The following is a 15,863-nucleotide window of genomic DNA, read 5'->3' as shown; positions in this document are numbered from 1 at the left end:
CAAACGGGGTACGTGGATTGCTGGCCGAGGGTGTCTGGAAAGCCGGACGGCGTGGCGCCGCTAACGCCGATAGAAGTCCAACCGCTGTTGCACCGCCCGCGGCGAAAACAGCTGCTCGACGGTTCGCCGCGCCTTCTGACCCACGGCCAACCGCAGTGCCGGGTCGGCTTTAAGCTCGGCCAGGATCCGTGCTGCCTGTTGCGTCGTTTCGAACAGGAAACCGTTTTCGCCATGCCTGATATGATCGGCGTAGCCGCCATGCGAATGGCAAACGACCGGCAGGCCGCAGGCCATCGCCTCGAACACCACACGGCCGAACGTCTCCACATGCGAGCCGGTGCGATAATAGAAGACGTCGAGCGTCGGCAGAAACTGTTCGGCGGCAAATTCACCCTGCGGCAGGAGCTCGAGTTGCGAATGCGGCGCAAGCCTGTCCTTGAGCGGCATGCCGCCCTGAATCCGCACCGCGTCGCCGTCGGCCAGCAATGCCTTATAGAGCGCCACATCGTCGGCATGATGCTTGTCCGCCATATCGCGGCTCAGTCGCCCCACCGTGAACGGACCGTTTGGCCTTGCCTGCCGTGGCGAGAAGCGCTCGATGTCGATGGGTGACGGATGCACGACGCCCTCGACCCGCAGCATGCGTTTCTGAAAGTCGGAGATCAGCACCAGTTCGGCACCGGGCCAACCCAGCAGGCGCGGCCTGTGGGTCGTCAGGGCGATGATCTTGGGATGAAAGGTGTTGAAGACATAGATCAGCCGGCGCGGTCGCGGGATCAGATAAGGCCACATCTTGTTGCGCCAATGCGCGCCAAGAAAGACATAGGTGCCGCCAGCCGGCACATTGCGTGTTGCAGGCGAGACGCGGCGTATCGGAAATTCCTGCATCAGGTCCTCGGATACGCGCGACGAGGTTGCCCAGAGGCGCACCTGCGAGTCGGCGCTCAACAGCCGATACAACTCCAGGGTTTCGCGCTCACTGCCGCCAAACGGGTTCTGAAAGCCGTTGAATAAGTGGATCATGATCGCGGTGCTTACCGGGCCCGGGGCGTTTGGCCATTCAATTCCCTGCATCCCCGGGCCGTGCCGTACCCGCGAACCGCACGATCGAGGGACTCAAGAAGCAGGATTGTTTCTGGCGATGTTCCATACATCACTTGCGCGGAGGAAGCACACAGACAGGGATGCGTCAAGGAAGCGGTCGGTGCCAGCCGGCTGTAAGGCTGCCCTCAGTGGACGGTGGCGGCGCTGAGCGGAGACACTAGAGCGGCTTCCGCCGGATCGAAGCTGACCTGATCGCGTCCATTCGACTTGGCGGCATAAAGCCGTCTGTCGGCGGCGGAGAATATTGCCTCGTAGGTCGTCGGCCCGCTGAAGCTGGTGCCGCCGATGCTGACGGAAAGCGGACAGGACCGGCCATCCGGCGAAAAGTCCATTTCGCGTATCCGTCGGCGGATGCCTTCGGCAACCAGCCAGGATTGCGAGGGGTCGACGCCGGGAAGGAATACCCCGAACTCCTCACCGCCGATCCGGCCGACGATATCGGTGCCACGCAGCTGGCCTTTGATCGCCTGCGCGATCAGTTTGAGCGCCTGGTCGCCGCAATCGTGGCCGAGGCGGTCGTTGATCGACTTGAAGTGGTCGGCATCGATGATCAGCAGCGCGCCGGTACGGGTCTCTTCCTGCTTGCGGGTCTGTTCGAGATAGGCCTCGACCAGCATCGAGAAGGCGCCGCGGTTCAGCACCGCCGTCAGGCTATCCGTCGCGGCAATGACGCTGAGGTCGCGCTGGGCTATCGCCAGTTGGCGGATCTTCCACATCAGGAAAAACAGAAACGAGCCGCCGAGCATCAAGGGCAGCAGAAGGTCGGTCAGCTTAGCGCGCCAGACAGACTCGGGCGAAAGATACGGGAAATTGAACGAATCGACGAAAAACGCCACGGCAATGAAGAACGCCGTGCCGGCGGCGGTGACGGCCATCACCCTGCCCCAGCTGGTGGGCGACAGGTCCAGCTTCATCCCTTTTCACTCCGTTAGCCGTCCCTACTATGACGTGCCAACGCAAACAAAATGATAAGACTTTCCTTTCAATTCGAGATCAGGTGGCGACGAGACGAGATCAGGGGCCGGGCGCTGGAGCACGATCGCCCAATAGGCGGCCGTGCCCCAATGGAGGACGCGATTTGCTCACCGGATTTCGGACAAGGGAAATTCCGAAGTCAGCGGCTGGGCGCCGGCCCAACCGCTTCGGCGACGAAGGATGCCGCGATCAGGTCGTCGGCATCCAGTTGCAAGGAACCGTCGCCAGATCCCATGATGGCGGCCACCTTGTGAAAGGTTTTCATTTCATGGCCGGAAATTTCGGCGTCTTGCATTCGGGCCCTGAGATCGGCGATACGCCGCCCCAAGGCAGGGGACGTTCCAATTTCACGTTTCGACATAGCCTTGTTTCTCCTCCCCCAACCCGCGCTTGTTTTGCCCACCCGTTCGCTTGCCCGCATAGTGCCTTTATGAGGCTCCACGAATACAAGGCCCCGAACGCGTAGTTTTGGCCAAGGTTCCAACAGGGCCAGATCACGAAATAATTCCAGAGCCCTGCGCGGGCCGAACTCTGTTCCGGCTTCCGGTAAGCGGCGTGGCAGCACTGGCAGGCAGGGGTAGGATCGCGCGACCGCGTGAGGTCATGCAACATAAGCCATTGAAATTATTGGCGATCCCGACAGGATTCGAACCTGTGACCATCGGCTTAGAAGGCCGGTGCTCTATCCAGCTGAGCTACGGGACCGTCGGCCGGCCAACGGCCGGCTGGATGCTTGGGCCTGCCGCCTTTCAGTGCGTCCAGGGCGTCCTGCGGTCATAGCGGAAATTCTCCGCATAGGAAATCTGGCGGCGCTTGGTCTCTTTCGGTTCCTCGACACGGAAGGCAAGCCCTTCCTTTTCCGCGTAGGCCACCGCTTCTTCGCGGGTGTCGAAGGTGAGCCGGATCTGGCTTCTCATGTCACCCGACGTGGTGTAGCCCATCAAGGGATCGATCTTCTTGCGCATCTCGGGGTCGAATTCCAGCACCCAATGGCCGGTCTTGGCCTTGCCGGACTGCATCGCGGTTTTGGCTGGGCTGAAAATGCGCGCGGACATGGCCACCTCTTTGTTGGCAAGGCGGCATCGCCGCCTCTTCGCCCGTCATTACTGCGCATTGGCAGCGGCGGCAAGGTTTTTGCACTTGCCATGTACCACCGAAATGAATAGGCAACAGACCGTTCGGAGTGTAGCGCAGGCTGGTAGCGCATCTGGTTTGGGACCAGAGGGTCGGGAGTTCGAATCTCTCCACTCCGACCATTTCTCATTTAAAATGCGACACCGATGACACCGAAGGGGTTTTGGCCCTTATCCGCGTGTCATTATTTCAGGCTCGCTTCCATCGCCATTGCCGGCTTAAGCTGGGGCAAACGGGGGGTGGCGGTGCTTGGGATAGATGCTTGGGTGTCGCTGTTCGGGCCGGCCTATTTCGCCTATGCGGGCGTGACGGTTCCGTTCATGGTGGCATGGGCGATCGCCTGTGCCGCCTTGGCGACGTGGAACAATCGCGAGAGCCGCAGGCACGGCAGGCTCGCACCTGGCATCGTCGCCTCCCGTTCGTGGGCAGCCAGCATCGGGATTTTTGTGCTGGTCGCGGCCTGCTATATTGCCGCGCACTCGGCCGTCTATCTGTTGGTCCGGCATTTCGTCAGAATGTGGCTGTGATTGGCCGCAAGCTCACCGGCCGGCAGTGTTACGTTGAGAGCACACCCTCTATATCGGTTTTCGAAAAATCGGCTCCGACATACAACAGCCGGCAAGCGTGCTCCTTCGCCACCTCGTAGGAGAAACAATCGCCGAAATTGAGCGCGGCCGGATGGCTGCCCTTGCCCCATCGCGCATAGGCTTCGGCGATACGCCGGGCCGAGGCCGGCGTTACCACCACCACCTCGAAACCAAGCCCGTCAATCAGGCTGGACAGCTCGGCGGCGACGCCACGATGGGCCGCGACGATCAGCGCCTCGGCAACGGTGCCGGCGGAGATCAGGAGGTCGTTCTCGGCTGCGAGCGCGGCCATGCAGGCGTCGGCCTGAAGTTCATTCAGGACGATCGCCATAAGCGCCGACGTATCGACCGCGATCATTCTGGCATGCCGTCATCGCCATAAAGGAAGTCCTGGCTGCGGGCAGCGGATGGTCCGGCCTTCATCTTGGCCGCCCCTGCCGCACGCGCCGCTTCCATGAGCGTCCGGCGACCTTCCTTGCCGGGCATTGCCTTGATGGGAACCAGCCGCACGGCCGCATGGCCGTGACGGGTCAGAATGACCTCGTCGCCCGCCTCAGCGCGGCGCACCAGCTCGGTCAGCTGTCCCTTGGCGTCGGTAACGGATACCTGCATCGAATACTCCGCATGGACCATTCTCCGGTCCAAATCTTTCAATCGAGAAATAGACCATCGAGTGGTCTATTTCAAGAGTTTCGACAATGCGGGGGTGGTCCGTGTCGTTGGGATGGATGTCCGCTGCGGCGGCACCCGCTCGACGCATTTTGAACGCAAGCTCGCCGGGCGAGAACCCCAAGCGCCTCATTCCCGGCGAGCCTACAACCTGATTTGGAACGCAATCAGGACCGGGGTCAGCCGGCAAGCTCACGCAGCAAGATGGATGCCAGTCTTGTTTCCCAAAATGGGACTCAGGTCGAGACGGAGGACCGCCGGAACCGTGAGGTCATCAAATCTCGAACTCGCCCTGCCCTTCGTCCATGGCATTGACGGTTTCGGCGGCCAGCGTCCTTGTAATCGGCATCTTGCGCTCCAGGGCGGTACGATCCAGGCGCTCCACCACACGCATCGCGGTTGCCAGAGAACGCTCGATGCGCCGCACCAAATACTGCACGACATGCGGCTCGACCTCGACCTGGCGGTCGGCGAACAGCTTGGTGATGACACCGGCGAGCAGGAGATCATCGGGCTCATGGATCTCGACGGTCGCCGCAGCCTTGAGCCGCGATGCAAGATCGGGCAGCGATACACCCCAGGCCGAGGGAAAGCGGCGTGCGGTCAAAAGCAGCGTCGAGCCGGCGCCACGCACCGCATTGATGAGATGGAACAGGCCCAGTTCGTCGACCGCGCGTGCGTCGACATCATCGATCAGGGCCGGGCGGGCACCAAGATTTGCGATGCTGTCGCCAATGCGCCTGGCGTCGACAGTCACCGCCTTGGCGCGCGCACCCCAGATCGAGGCCAGATGCGTCTTGCCGGAGCCGGCTGGGCCCGCCAGCACCACCACCGGTGCTGGCCAATCCGGCCAGCGGTCGACCAGTGCGGCCGCCTGGTTGTTGGTACCGGAGACGACCAGCTCGTCACGCGAGTAACCGGTGCCATGGCCGAGATCGAGCGGCAACTGGCGTGGCGGGTCGGTTCGCTGCGCGGTCACTTCAGCGACGCGGTTGCGAGCGGTGGCCGCCGCCGCGATCGGCTGGCAATGCCGGCGCGGGTTCTGTCGCATGGCCTTTGTAGAGCGGCGATTCGAGATAACGGGCGATGGCAAATCGCACCAGCACCGCAACCGCCGCCGAAGCCGGCACGGCAATCAAAAGGCCGACGAAGCCGAACAGCGCGCCGAAGGCGAACAGCGCGAACATCAGCCATACAGGATGCAGGCCGACGCTTTTGCCGACCAGCCTGGGCTGCAGGATGTTGCCTTCGATGAACTGGCCGATGAAGAAGACCACCGCAACCGCGACGATCATCGTCCAGTCCGGCCAGAACTGAACGAAGGCGACGCCGACGGCCAGCACCAGCCCGGTCAATGAGCCGACATAGGGGATGAAGGAGATCAGCCCGGCGAACAGGCCGATGAGGATGGCGAAGTTCAGCCCGGTCAGCGTAAGGCCGGTGGCGTACATGGCGCCCAGCACCAGGCAGAGCGTACCCTGGCCGCGCACGAAGCCGGCAGTGGCGGTGTTGACGTCGCGCGCGATGGCGCGGACCGTGGCGACGTTGTCGCGCGGCACCCAGCTGTCGATGACCGCCACCATGCGGTCCCAGTCGAGCAGCATGTAGAAGGCCACGACCGGCGTCACCACGAACAGGCTGACCACCGAGACCAGCGCCACGCCCGAACTCCAGATCGAAGTGAAAACCGTCGTGAGCAGGCCGAAACCGGAGGTCAGCAGTGAGTTCAACCCATCGCGCAAGCCATTGGCGTTGACGCCGAATTTCTGTTCCAGCCACTTCGGATCAAAGGAGGTGATCAGGCTCTGCAGCCGGGTCAGGTACTCCGGCAGCTTGCCGGCGAAATCGGCCATCTGTGTCGCCAGCACCGGAATGAGGATGACCAAGGCCAGCACCAGCACGATCAGGAATGTGATGAGGATGACCACCGTCGCCATGAAGCGGCTGAGGCCGAGCCGCTGCAGACGGTCGGCGACCGGATCGAGGAAATAGGCAAGCACCATGCCGGCGACGAAGGGCAGCAGGATGTCGCTGAAGACATAAAGGAAGAGCGCCAGGATCGCGGCACCCGCCAGCCAGAAGAATATCTGGCGCCGGAACGTGGCCGACGCCTCGGCCTCTGCCGCCGTCTCGCCTTCCGGCACGACGACAACCATCTGGCCGTCGTCGGTCTTGCCCAGCGCCGCCTTGCGGGCGGCCGGCTTGCGGGCAGGCCTGCCGTCGATGGGCTTGTCAGCCTGATTTACCGCCTTCGCCATAGCCGCTCATATGCCTCAGCCAAGCCACGAGATAGGCCGCGGCCGAAGCCACGGTCAAGACCCCGGACAGCAATATGAGGCCTGGCCGCAGAGGGTCGAGGTGCACGGCAAAGGCGAGTTCGCCCAGCACAACCGCCGCCAGCACGATCTGGACGGCGGTATTCGCCTTCGAGACCAGGAACGGTTTGATCTCGACCGGATGGGCCATCGCCGTGGACAACAGGACCGCGCAGACGATCAAGGCGTCACGCGACACCATGGTGACGACCAGCCACAGCGGCAACTGCCCGATGATGCCCATGACGACGAACACCGAAACCAGCAGCAGCTTGTCGGCGATCGGATCGAGATAGGCGCCGAACCTGGACTGCTGGTTGAAGCGGCGGGCGATGAAGCCGTCGACGCCGTCGGAAATGCCGGCAACGACGAAGCCGGCAAAGGCCCAGTCCCAACGCGCCTGCAGCATGGCCAACACCACGGCAGGCACCAGGACAACGCGCAGCATGGTGATCAGGTTGGGGATGGTCAACGCATTGTCCCGCCGTATTATGCGTTGAGATAGATGAGGGAGATGGAGGGCCGAGGCAAGGGAGAGCCGGCTGGGGCCAGCCGCAAGCACTGAGTGCGATGCCCCCGGCTATCCACGCTTTTGTCGGCCAAACGAAGCCCGGTTCGGCCGTTATCCTTGCGGACCGAAACCGTTCATGCGAAGAGCCCGCAAACGAGCAGGAACATTGCGATGAGCAAGCGCGAAACCGGCCAGCATAAAACGGGCCAGAACAAAACGGCCAAGCGCGGAAACGGGCTCACCTATGCGCAGGCGGGCGTCGATATCGATGCCGGCAACCTCATGGTCGAGAAGATCAAGCCGCTGGTGCGCGCGACGCGCAGGCCGGGCGCCGATGGCGAGATCGGCGGCTTCGGCGGCCTGTTCGATCTGAAAGCGGCCGGTTTCACCGATCCGGTGCTGGTAGCAGCCAATGACGGCGTCGGCACCAAGCTCAAGATCGCCATCGAGGCGGGAAAACACGACACGATCGGCATCGACCTTGTCGCCATGTGCGTCAACGACATCGTCGTGCAGGGCGCCGAACCGCTGTTCTTCCTCGACTATTTCGCCACCGGCAAACTCGATCCCGATCAGGGTGCCGCGATCGTCGGCGGCATCGCACAGGGCTGCCGTCAGGCCGGCTGCGCGCTGATCGGCGGCGAGACGGCGGAAATGCCGGGCATGTATCACGGCAAGGACTATGACCTTGCTGGCTTTGCCGTGGGTGCGGCCGAACGCGGCCAGCTCCTGCCCACCGACGACATCGTCGAGGGCGACGTGCTGCTCGGGCTGGCCTCTTTTGGCCTGCATTCGAATGGTTTCTCGCTGGTGCGCCGCATCGTCGCCGCCAGCGGTCTGGCGTGGAACGATCCAGCACCGTTCAACGACGAGGCGACGCTTGCCGAGGCACTGCTCGAACCCACCCGCATCTACGTCAAGTCGATCCTCAAGGCGATCCGCAACACGCATGGCATCAAGGCGCTGGCGCACATCACCGGCGGCGGTTTTCCGGAAAACATTCCGCGCGTGCTGCCCAAGGACTTTTCCGCCGAACTTGACCTCAATGCCATCGACGTGCCGCCGGTGTTTTCCTGGCTGGCCAAGACAGGCGGCGTGGCGCCGGAGGAGATGATGCGCACCTTCAATTGCGGCATCGGCATGATTTTGGCTGTCGCTTCCGGTCAGGCGGCGCAGGTCGCTGCCGTGCTGCAGGAAGCCGGCGAGACGGTGACGCCGATCGGCCGCATCGTGCCGCGTCGCGACGCCGGCGTCATCTATCGAGGTTCGATCGGCCTATGAGCACGCAGAGAAAACGCACCGTTGTCCTGATTTCGGGGCGCGGCTCCAACATGACCGCGCTGATCGCGGCGGCCAGCGATCCGGCCTTCCCGGCCGAGATTGCCGGCGTCATTTCCGACAAGGCGGACGCCGCCGGCCTCGGCATCGCCAGGGCACGCGGCATCGCCACCCAGGTCATTTCCCGCGCCGACCATGGCAGCAAGCAGGCGCATGACGCGGCGATCGACGCGGCACTTGCGGCCTTCAACGCCGACATCGTGGCGCTGGCCGGCTATATGCGCATCCTGACCCCCGGCTTTGTCCAGAAATGGCAGGGCCGCATGATCAACATCCACCCTGCCCTGCTGCCGGCCTTCAAGGGGCTCGACACCCATGCCCGCGCATTGGCCGCCGGCATCCGCATCCACGGCTGCACGGTGCATTTCGTCACGTCCGAGATGGACGATGGCCCGATCATCGCGCAAGCGGCCGTGCCGGTGATGGTCGGCGACAATGCCGATACGCTGGCCGCGCGCGTGCTCAAGGCCGAGCACCGGCTCTACCCGCTGGCGCTTGGACTGGTCACCGAAGGCAAGGCACGCATGGAGGACGGGCATACGGTTCTTGCCCACTTCGCCGACGATGCCGACAACGGCACCTCGGTGGTGATGGCGCCCGATCCGCTGCGCGAGGAAGCCGACCTCGAGCACCTGGCGCGGATCACGCCCTGAGCGAGAGCGCAGCGATGAAACAGCTGCTCCTGCTGCGTCACGCCAAATCGAGTTGGGACGACCCTGACCTCAACGGTTTCGACCGACCGCTGGCGGAACGTGGGTTGAAGGCGGCCCGGCTGATCGGCCGCGAGCTTGGAGCGCGCAACTGGCTGCCGGATCAGGCGCTGGTGTCGCCGGCGCTGCGCACCCGCGATACCTGGCGGCTGGTGGCGGCGGAACTGCCAGTGCATCCCCGGGTCGCGTTTGCCGAGGCGCTCTACGATGCCGCAGCGGCGGATATTCTGGGTCAGCTACGCAAAGCGGACCCTTCGACCAGCTGCCTGCTGGTTCTCGGCCACAATCCGGGCCTTGAGGAGCTGGCAAAACAGCTTGCCGGACCGGGATCGGAGGCGAAGGCGCGCAAGAGGCTCGAGGAAAAGTTTCCGACAGCAGCCCTCGCGCGCTTCGTCCTTGAAGACGATTGGTCCGGGGTGTCGGCCGCCAGGCTGACACATTGCCTGCGGCCGAAGGATCTGAGCTAGAAGTCTAATGTCCGCGGGTGCGGCAGATCAGACCCGCCGCAGCCGCGACATCAGTTGCCCCAGATGCCCTGGCCAGGCTCGGGCCAGTCGGTGGCTGGCTTCATCTTGGTGTCGGCGGTCTTGTGTTTGATCATATCCGTATCGTTGACGGCGCCCGCGGCGGCGTGATCCACGCCGGCGACCGGGGCGACGACCGGCTGGTTGGCATTGTCGGAGCCATAGTGGTCGCTGCCGGCGAATGCACCCCCGGCTGCGACAAGGATAGCGGCGGTAGCGAGAGCAAGTCTGTTCATTTCAATCTCCTGTTCATCCGTTGGGCGGCGTCTTGGGAGGACGGTTCCGCTGAGGAGAAGACCAGAAGCAGCCTGGTTTTATTCCTGGACGTGAGATGTTTTGCCGACTGAGAAGATCGGCGGCCTTCGGTCTGACCTCATTCAAAACAAGAGCGGCGGGCCAGACCAACCGCTCTTTGTCGTCAAGCCAGGCGAGGCCGGCGTGGATCAGTTGCCCCAGTTGCCCTGGCCGGGATCAGGCTGATTGGAATCGGGCGTCAGCTTGAAACCGCGGTGTTCGACCGGCTTGCGGATCGAAGCCGTGTAGCTGTGGTCAATTTTACCCACGGGCGCGGTGACCGCCGGCTGATTGACATTGTCAGAGCCATAATTGTCGCTGCCGGCGAACGCGCTGCCCGTGGCAACGAGAATGGCAGCGGCGGTAAGTGCGATCCTGTTCATTTCTCTACTCCGATAGGTCTGGTCTGTCCGTCAAGTGGCGTGCCTTTGGGAGGAATTTCGCGTCGCTCGGACCAGCTGAACGTGGGTTTTTCGTTCGTCGGCTTCCAATCACGAAGATGTTCCTTCACGGCCCGATTTCGCACCTCAAGGCTGGATAACGGATTTCGGCAGAAGTGTTTTCATCAACATTATCAGCCGCTTGTTGCGCAACTCACGGAGCATTACGCTTTGTTTCGCCGAGGCGGCGTTCGCCGGGCGCTCACGGCGCGTCAACATTAATTGAACCAATTGGTTCGATCCGTGACCGGCGCGCTGGCCGGCACTTGTTCGACGGCTATCCGGCACGACTGAACCCGACTGGCTCGCCTGATTCCATTTGTCACAAAAAACAAGAGCGGCGGGCCAGGCCCACCGCTCTTTGTAGTCACGCGATGCAAGAAGGGATTAGCGGCCCCAGATGCCCTGGCCCGACTGGGCCGGAACGTTGGCATTGGCATCGGCCTGCGCCTTGTCCGCCTTCAGGATCGAACCGGTGTGGAAGGTGTCGACGTTGGAGGTCGACTGGCTGGCAACCGGCTGGTTGGCGTTGTCGGAACCGTAGTTGTCGCTGCCGGCAAAAGCGGTGCCAGTGGCAACGAGGATGGCAGCGGCGGTGAGTGCGATTTTGGTCATTTCAAGTACTCCTGAATTCAAAGTTGGATGGATTGGCAGTCGCGATTAGCGGCCGAAGAGGTTGCGGTCAGCGCCCTGCGGAGCCTGGACCGACGCGGCCGTCGACTTCGAGGTCGAAGCAGTGACCGAATGGTCGACAGTGGCGGCAGGCTGGTTGGCGTTGGCCGAGCCATAATTGTCGCTGCCGGCAAAAGCAGTGCCCGTGGCAACGAGGATGGCGGCGGCGGTAAGAGCGATCTTGGTCATTTTATTTACTCCAGAATTTCTTTGTTCTGTCCGTCTAGTGGCGTGCCCTTGGGAGGATTTCGCGTCGCTCGGACCACCTCCAGATGGGGAAGGCCCTTTGGAATTACCAGTCGCGTCGGCTTTGCAGTATTTCATCATATTATGGACAATGCATATTGCATTGCAGCATTCTTAGCCTGAATTCTCAAACGTTTTCAGGAGATTAGCGTTTCTCCCGCAGACGCAAACACCAACCGACTCACGCCTATTGTTCACTGTTTACGATACAATCCGTCAACCAGAACCGAACCGTTCGGTTCGATCTATGTTTCAAACGAGGCATCTAGCCCGCGAAAACCCATCGCCGGCCGCAGCCAAGCCGCATTTGCCTTGCGTTGCGATCGATACTATCGATCATCCGGGTTCCGATTGCCGAATGGGATCGTCGATCGAGCCTTGGTGGCCGTTGAGACCGAAGTGGATGCTGGAACGGCAATAGACATGCGATTGCTGCTTGTGGAGGACAATCGCGAACTGGCGGACTGGCTAGGCAAGACCTTGCGCCAGGCGAATTATGTCGTCGACATCGTCCATGACGGCGAGGATGTCGAGCACGCGCTTGCCGCCGGCGACCACGCGCTTGTCATTCTCGACCTTGCGTTGCCCCGCATGGGCGGACTGGAAGTGCTGCGCATGCTGCGAGCCCGCGGCAACCGGGTGCCGGTGATCGTACTGACTGCCAATGCCAGCCTCGATGGCCGGGTCAAAGGCCTCAACGAAGGCGCCGACGACTATCTGGCGAAGCCCTTCCAGGTAGAGGAACTCGAAGCGCGCATCCGCGTGCAACTGCGCCGCGCCAATGACCGGACGGCACCGGTCGTTGCCTGCGGCGACCTCATCTTCGACACCAACACCAGGCTGTTTTCGCTCGGCGGTGAAACACTGGCCCTGACACCACGCGAACATGCCGTGCTTGAACAATTGATGATCAAGGCGGGACGCACGGTAAGCAAGGCCGCCCTGTCGGCAGCGATCTACGATTTCGAGACCGACGCCGATCCAAGCGCCATCGAGATCTATGTGCACCGTGTGCGCAAGAAGCTCGAGGGGTCGCGGGTCCAGATCACCACTTTGCGTGGCCTCGGCTATCTCTTGCGCCATGAGGACCTGGCGCCATGATGATTTGGCGCTATGAAGACTAACAGCCTGCGCCTGCAATTGCTGGCCTGGGTCGTGCTCCCCCTGGCCGGGCTTGCGACGATCAATCTGTGGACCAGCCAGCGCAACGCTCTGGCAACCGCCGATCTGGTCACCGACCGCATGCTGGTCGGCTCGGCCCGCGCCATCGCCGAGCAGGTCGCCATGGCCGATGGCGTACTCGATGCTACCATCCCGCCGGCGGCGATCGAGATGTTCGATACCGGCGATCGCGACAGCGTCTACTATCGCGTCGAGACCGCCGGAGGACGGTTGCTGACCGGTTACCCCGATTTGCCGCAAGCGCCGCGGCATGCGAGCGCCGAGGCGAGCTATCGCGACCATATGTTGCGGCTCTTGACGCTCAGCCACGCGGTGATCGGCGCCGGCGGCGATTCCCCCATAACGGTCACCGTGGGCATAACGCTCTCCGGGCATGATGCGATGGTGAAGCGGCTGTGGTTCAGCGCCTTCGTCCAGCAACTGGCGCTGGTGGCGATCGCCGGCGTGTTCGTGCTGCTTGGCCTGCGCCGCGGCCTGGCGCCATTGATGAGCCTGCGCGACGCGGTGCGTTCGCCAAGCCGAAGCGACCTCGATCCGGTTGACGTGCCGGGCGCGCAGAGCGAAATCCGGCCTCTGATAGAGGCGCTCAACGCCTACATGGAACGGGTGCGCGCGCAGATGGGAGCGCAGCGCCGTTTCATCGCCAATGCCGCACATCAATTGCGCACGCCGCTGGCGCTGCTATCGACGCAGGCAAGCTATGCGCTACGCGAAACCGCCACCGATGCGCGCCAGGAAGCGCTGGTGGCGCTGCAGGCCAGCTCCGGCAAGCTGGCGCGGCTGGCCGAACAATTGCTCACCCTGTCGCGTGCCGAGCCTGGCAGCCGGCGGCCACGCGCCGATCGCATCGACCTGACAGAAGCCGCCCGCCATGTACTGGAAACGCAGGCGCCCGCGGCGATCGCCCGCAAGATCGATCTCGGGCTGGAGGAAACAGGGCCGGTTGCAGTCATTGGCGACGGCACCATGCTGCGCGAGATGATCGTCAATCTTGTCGACAACGCGCTGCGTTACTCGACGGCAGGCGCCAGCGTGACGGTGAAGCTGGCCGCCATCGATAGCGAAGCCGTGTTGACGGTAGCCGATGACGGACCCGGCATCCCGGCCGAAGAGCGGGATCACGTGTTCGAGCGCTTTTATCGCATCGCCGGTTCGACCGAGGAAGGCAGCGGCCTGGGCCTCGCCATCGTGCGCGAGGTTGTCGAGAATGCCGGCGGCCGCGTCACCCTCGGGGATGGCGCGGCCGGCGGTCTGGTGGTCGAGGTCAGGTTGCCCCTGGCCTGAACCGACCCGCACCAAGCGCGGGCTCGTACTGTCCTCGGAACAAAATCAGGTGCCCTGCTCGTTGAACGGCGCCGGCCGCCACTTGACGACATAGTTCTCGAAGCGGGTGATGATGAATTCCACCACCAGCGCCATAACCGCCAGGATGATCATGGCGGCGAAGACGCCATTGGCGTTGAAGGCGCCCTGCGCGGTCGAGATCAGCAGGCCCATGCCTTGCTTGGCGCCGAGGAATTCGCCGACCACGGCGCCGACCAAGGCAAAGCCGAAGCTGACATGCAGGCTGGCCAGGATCCAGCTCATCGCCGACGGGATAATGACGGTGCGGGTGATCTGGAACGGCGAGGCACCGAGGATCTGGGCGTTGGCGATCATTGCCCTGTCGGCCTCGCGAACCCCCTGGAAGGCGTTGGCGAAAACGACGAAGAACACCATCACCACGGCGAGCGCCACTTTCGAGGCCATGCCGAGCCCGAGCGCGATGATGAAGACAGAGCCGAGCACGACGCGCGGCACGGAATTGGCGATCTTGATGTAGATCGAAAAGACATCGGCCAGCAGCCGGTTGCGGCCGAGAATGATGCCGGCGGCGATGCCGCCCAGTGCGCCGATGGCGAAGCCGAGGAAGGTTTCCTCCAGCGTCACATAGATCTGCAGCCAGAGCGGTCCCTGCGAGGTGCCCTCGGTGATCCAGGACCAGATCTGTTCCCAGATGCCCGAGGGGCTGGCGAAGAAGAACGGGTCGATGATGTTATAGTCGGCGCCGAGTTCCCACAGGCCAAGGAACGCAACGAGGATAGCCAGGCGCAGGCCGATGACCAAAGCATGGCGGCGGCGCAGCCGGGCCCTCGCCCGGGCCTCGGCAACGGCAATGGAGGCATCGCGGACGGCGGCATGGGAAGCGGTGGGAGAGATAGCGGTCATGTTGGTGTCTCCTCTCAATGCCCGCTCTGCAAGGTGCGGCTCTGGCCGAGCTGCACTTCTTCGCGCAGGTCGTTCCAGATCACCTTGGCGATCTCGACGAATTTCGGGTCGTAACGGATGTCGGCCATGACACGCGGACGCGGCAGGTCGATGCGGTAGACGCTCTTGACCGTTCCCGGCCCGGCGGTGAGCACATAGACCTTGTCGGCCAGCGCCACCGCCTCCTCCAGATCGTGGGTGACGAAGACGACGGAGGATTTCTGTTCCGACCACAGGCCGAGCAATTCGTCTTGCATGGCCGTGCGCGTCTGCATGTCGAGCGCACTGAACGGCTCGTCCATAAGCAGAATCTTCGGCTGGTTGATGAAGGTGTGGGCAAGGGCGACGCGCTTGCGCATGCCGCCCGAAAGCTGGTGCGGATAATGTTTTTCGAAGCGGCCGAGGCCGACGCGGGCGATCCAGTCGCGGGCCCGATCATAGGCCTGCGCCTTGGGGATCCCGCGATAAAGCGGACCGGCGGCGACATTGTCGATGACGCTTCGCCAGGGAAAAAGCGCATCGGCCTGGAAGACGAAACCGATGTCGCGGCTGATATCGGTGACCGGTTTGCCCATGACGCGGACATGACCTGTGGTCGGCCGCAGCAGGCCGGTGACGAGGTTGAGCGTCGTCGACTTGCCGCAGCCGGTCGGCCCGACGACGCAGGCGAATTCGCCACGCGCCACCGTCATGGTGAAGTCGCGGATCGCCGTCATCATATGGCCGTCGGGCGTGACGAAGCGTAGCGTCACATCATCGATAGCGATCGCGGCATCGGCCGGCGGCGCGGCCTGAGACAACTTCTCAGCCGCCATCGTTTGCACTTGCATGGCATACTCCTGTGGCGATGATGCGAGAATGCCTGCGGCCAAAACTTGTGGTCGCCATCTCTCGACATCGGTAGGAGCGCCGCTG

Annotated in this window: 21 protein-coding genes and 2 tRNA genes; 7 read left to right on the top strand and 16 right to left on the bottom strand. The window is 63.0% G+C overall.

Annotation, left to right across the window (positions count from 1 at the left end; all coding sequences use genetic code 11):
* Positions 1-60: 60 nt before the first annotated feature.
* The 5 genes from FJ936_RS25800 to FJ936_RS25780 all read right to left on the bottom strand — a co-directional run bounded on the left by FJ936_RS25800 (position 61) and on the right by FJ936_RS25780 (position 3,134).
* Positions 61-948 (bottom strand): glycosyltransferase family 4 protein, encoded by an 888-nt coding sequence (locus tag FJ936_RS25800; RefSeq protein WP_246680530.1) that lies wholly within the window; start codon positions 946-948, stop codon positions 61-63.
* Positions 949-1,229: 281 nt separating this feature from the next.
* Positions 1,230-2,018 carry a GGDEF domain-containing protein gene (locus FJ936_RS25795; protein WP_140790555.1) on the bottom strand — a complete coding sequence of 263 codons (789 nt, stop codon included), beginning with the start codon at positions 2,016-2,018 and terminating at the stop codon, positions 1,230-1,232.
* 200 nt (positions 2,019-2,218) lie between these two features.
* Positions 2,219-2,440: a hypothetical protein gene (locus FJ936_RS25790; RefSeq protein WP_015318427.1), complete on the bottom strand. Its 222-nt coding sequence runs from the start codon at positions 2,438-2,440 to the stop codon at positions 2,219-2,221.
* Positions 2,441-2,707: 267 nt separating this feature from the next.
* Positions 2,708-2,784 (bottom strand) — tRNA-Arg (locus tag FJ936_RS25785).
* A gap of 44 nt (positions 2,785-2,828) precedes the next feature.
* Complete coding sequence (locus FJ936_RS25780; protein ID WP_015318428.1) at positions 2,829-3,134, bottom strand: ETC complex I subunit; 306 nt, start codon at positions 3,132-3,134, stop codon at positions 2,829-2,831.
* A gap of 124 nt (positions 3,135-3,258) precedes the next feature.
* Between FJ936_RS25780 and FJ936_RS25775 the strand changes: the two genes are divergently transcribed.
* Both FJ936_RS25775 and FJ936_RS25770 read left to right on the top strand, forming a co-directional pair.
* Positions 3,259-3,335 (top strand) — tRNA-Pro (locus FJ936_RS25775).
* A 24-nt stretch (positions 3,336-3,359) separates the two neighbouring features.
* Complete coding sequence (locus tag FJ936_RS25770; protein ID WP_224594032.1) at positions 3,360-3,740, top strand: hypothetical protein; 381 nt, start codon at positions 3,360-3,362, stop codon at positions 3,738-3,740.
* Positions 3,741-3,768: 28 nt separating this feature from the next.
* Here FJ936_RS25770 and FJ936_RS25765 read toward each other — a convergent pair whose 3' ends face one another.
* The 5 genes from FJ936_RS25765 to FJ936_RS25745 form a co-directional block, all read right to left on the bottom strand.
* Positions 3,769-4,158: a type II toxin-antitoxin system VapC family toxin gene (locus FJ936_RS25765; protein ID WP_015318430.1), complete on the bottom strand. Its 390-nt coding sequence runs from the start codon at positions 4,156-4,158 to the stop codon at positions 3,769-3,771.
* On the bottom strand, positions 4,155-4,412 hold the full coding sequence (locus tag FJ936_RS25760; RefSeq protein WP_015318431.1) for a type II toxin-antitoxin system prevent-host-death family antitoxin: 258 nt from the start codon (positions 4,410-4,412) through the stop codon (positions 4,155-4,157). The genes FJ936_RS25765 and FJ936_RS25760 overlap by 4 nt, the downstream gene beginning before the upstream one ends.
* A 331-nt stretch (positions 4,413-4,743) precedes the next feature.
* Positions 4,744-5,448 carry a DnaA regulatory inactivator HdaA gene (gene hdaA, locus FJ936_RS25755; protein ID WP_140790610.1) on the bottom strand — a complete coding sequence of 235 codons (705 nt, stop codon included), beginning with the start codon at positions 5,446-5,448 and terminating at the stop codon, positions 4,744-4,746.
* 1 nt (position 5,449) lies between these two features.
* Positions 5,450-6,625, bottom strand: coding sequence for an AI-2E family transporter (locus tag FJ936_RS25750; RefSeq protein ID WP_140726476.1), 1,176 nt, complete (start codon positions 6,623-6,625; stop codon positions 5,450-5,452).
* Between the two features lie 76 nt (positions 6,626-6,701).
* Positions 6,702-7,256, bottom strand: coding sequence for a CDP-alcohol phosphatidyltransferase family protein (locus FJ936_RS25745; protein ID WP_015318434.1), 555 nt, complete (start codon positions 7,254-7,256; stop codon positions 6,702-6,704).
* Between the two features lie 210 nt (positions 7,257-7,466).
* On the opposite strand from FJ936_RS25745, the gene purM reads away from it, so the two are divergent.
* Genes purM through FJ936_RS25730 form a run of 3 tightly spaced genes read left to right on the top strand, consistent with a single transcriptional unit; the run spans position 7,467 to position 9,810 of the window.
* The gene (gene purM / locus FJ936_RS25740; RefSeq protein ID WP_140790557.1) at positions 7,467-8,576 is read left to right on the top strand and encodes a phosphoribosylformylglycinamidine cyclo-ligase; all 1,110 of its coding nucleotides are present in this window, start codon (positions 7,467-7,469) and stop codon (positions 8,574-8,576) included.
* A complete protein-coding gene (gene purN, locus FJ936_RS25735) occupies positions 8,573-9,286 on the top strand; it encodes a phosphoribosylglycinamide formyltransferase (RefSeq protein WP_140790559.1) in 714 nt (237 codons plus the stop codon). The genes purM and purN overlap by 4 nt, the downstream gene beginning before the upstream one ends.
* 14 nt (positions 9,287-9,300) lie before the next feature.
* On the top strand, positions 9,301-9,810 hold the full coding sequence (locus FJ936_RS25730) for a histidine phosphatase family protein (protein ID WP_140790561.1): 510 nt from the start codon (positions 9,301-9,303) through the stop codon (positions 9,808-9,810).
* Positions 9,811-9,860: 50 nt separating this feature from the next.
* Here FJ936_RS25730 and FJ936_RS25725 read toward each other — a convergent pair whose 3' ends face one another.
* The 4 genes from FJ936_RS25725 to FJ936_RS25710 form a co-directional block, all read right to left on the bottom strand.
* The gene (locus FJ936_RS25725; protein WP_140790563.1) at positions 9,861-10,103 is read right to left on the bottom strand and encodes a DUF680 domain-containing protein; all 243 of its coding nucleotides are present in this window, start codon (positions 10,101-10,103) and stop codon (positions 9,861-9,863) included.
* Between the two features lie 207 nt (positions 10,104-10,310).
* The gene (locus tag FJ936_RS25720; RefSeq protein WP_140790565.1) at positions 10,311-10,544 is read right to left on the bottom strand and encodes a DUF680 domain-containing protein; all 234 of its coding nucleotides are present in this window, start codon (positions 10,542-10,544) and stop codon (positions 10,311-10,313) included.
* Positions 10,545-10,988: 444 nt separating this feature from the next.
* Complete coding sequence (locus FJ936_RS25715) at positions 10,989-11,216, bottom strand: DUF680 domain-containing protein (protein WP_015318440.1); 228 nt, start codon at positions 11,214-11,216, stop codon at positions 10,989-10,991.
* Between the two features lie 45 nt (positions 11,217-11,261).
* On the bottom strand, positions 11,262-11,462 hold the full coding sequence (locus tag FJ936_RS25710; RefSeq protein ID WP_015318441.1) for a DUF680 domain-containing protein: 201 nt from the start codon (positions 11,460-11,462) through the stop codon (positions 11,262-11,264).
* A gap of 480 nt (positions 11,463-11,942) precedes the next feature.
* On the opposite strand from FJ936_RS25710, the gene FJ936_RS25705 reads away from it, so the two are divergent.
* Both FJ936_RS25705 and FJ936_RS25700 read left to right on the top strand, forming a co-directional pair.
* A complete protein-coding gene (locus tag FJ936_RS25705; protein ID WP_140617181.1) occupies positions 11,943-12,620 on the top strand; it encodes a response regulator in 678 nt (225 codons plus the stop codon).
* A gap of 12 nt (positions 12,621-12,632) precedes the next feature.
* Complete coding sequence (locus tag FJ936_RS25700) at positions 12,633-13,985, top strand: sensor histidine kinase (protein ID WP_140617182.1); 1,353 nt, start codon at positions 12,633-12,635, stop codon at positions 13,983-13,985.
* A gap of 45 nt (positions 13,986-14,030) precedes the next feature.
* On the opposite strand, the gene FJ936_RS25695 is transcribed toward FJ936_RS25700, so the two are convergent.
* Positions 14,031-14,909, bottom strand: a complete 879-nt coding sequence (locus tag FJ936_RS25695; protein ID WP_015318444.1) for an ABC transporter permease — start codon at positions 14,907-14,909, stop codon at positions 14,031-14,033.
* 14 nt (positions 14,910-14,923) lie between these two features.
* Positions 14,924-15,778, bottom strand: a complete 855-nt coding sequence (locus FJ936_RS25690) for an ABC transporter ATP-binding protein (protein WP_141907137.1) — start codon at positions 15,776-15,778, stop codon at positions 14,924-14,926.
* Positions 15,779-15,863 lie beyond the last annotated feature (85 nt).

It is taken from the genome of Mesorhizobium sp. B2-4-13 (assembly GCF_006658535.1).
Taxonomy (GTDB): domain Bacteria; phylum Pseudomonadota; class Alphaproteobacteria; order Rhizobiales; family Rhizobiaceae; genus Mesorhizobium; species Mesorhizobium australicum.
The sequence above is the reverse complement of the archived record's forward strand: the minus strand, read 5'-3'. Positions and strand labels throughout refer to the sequence as shown.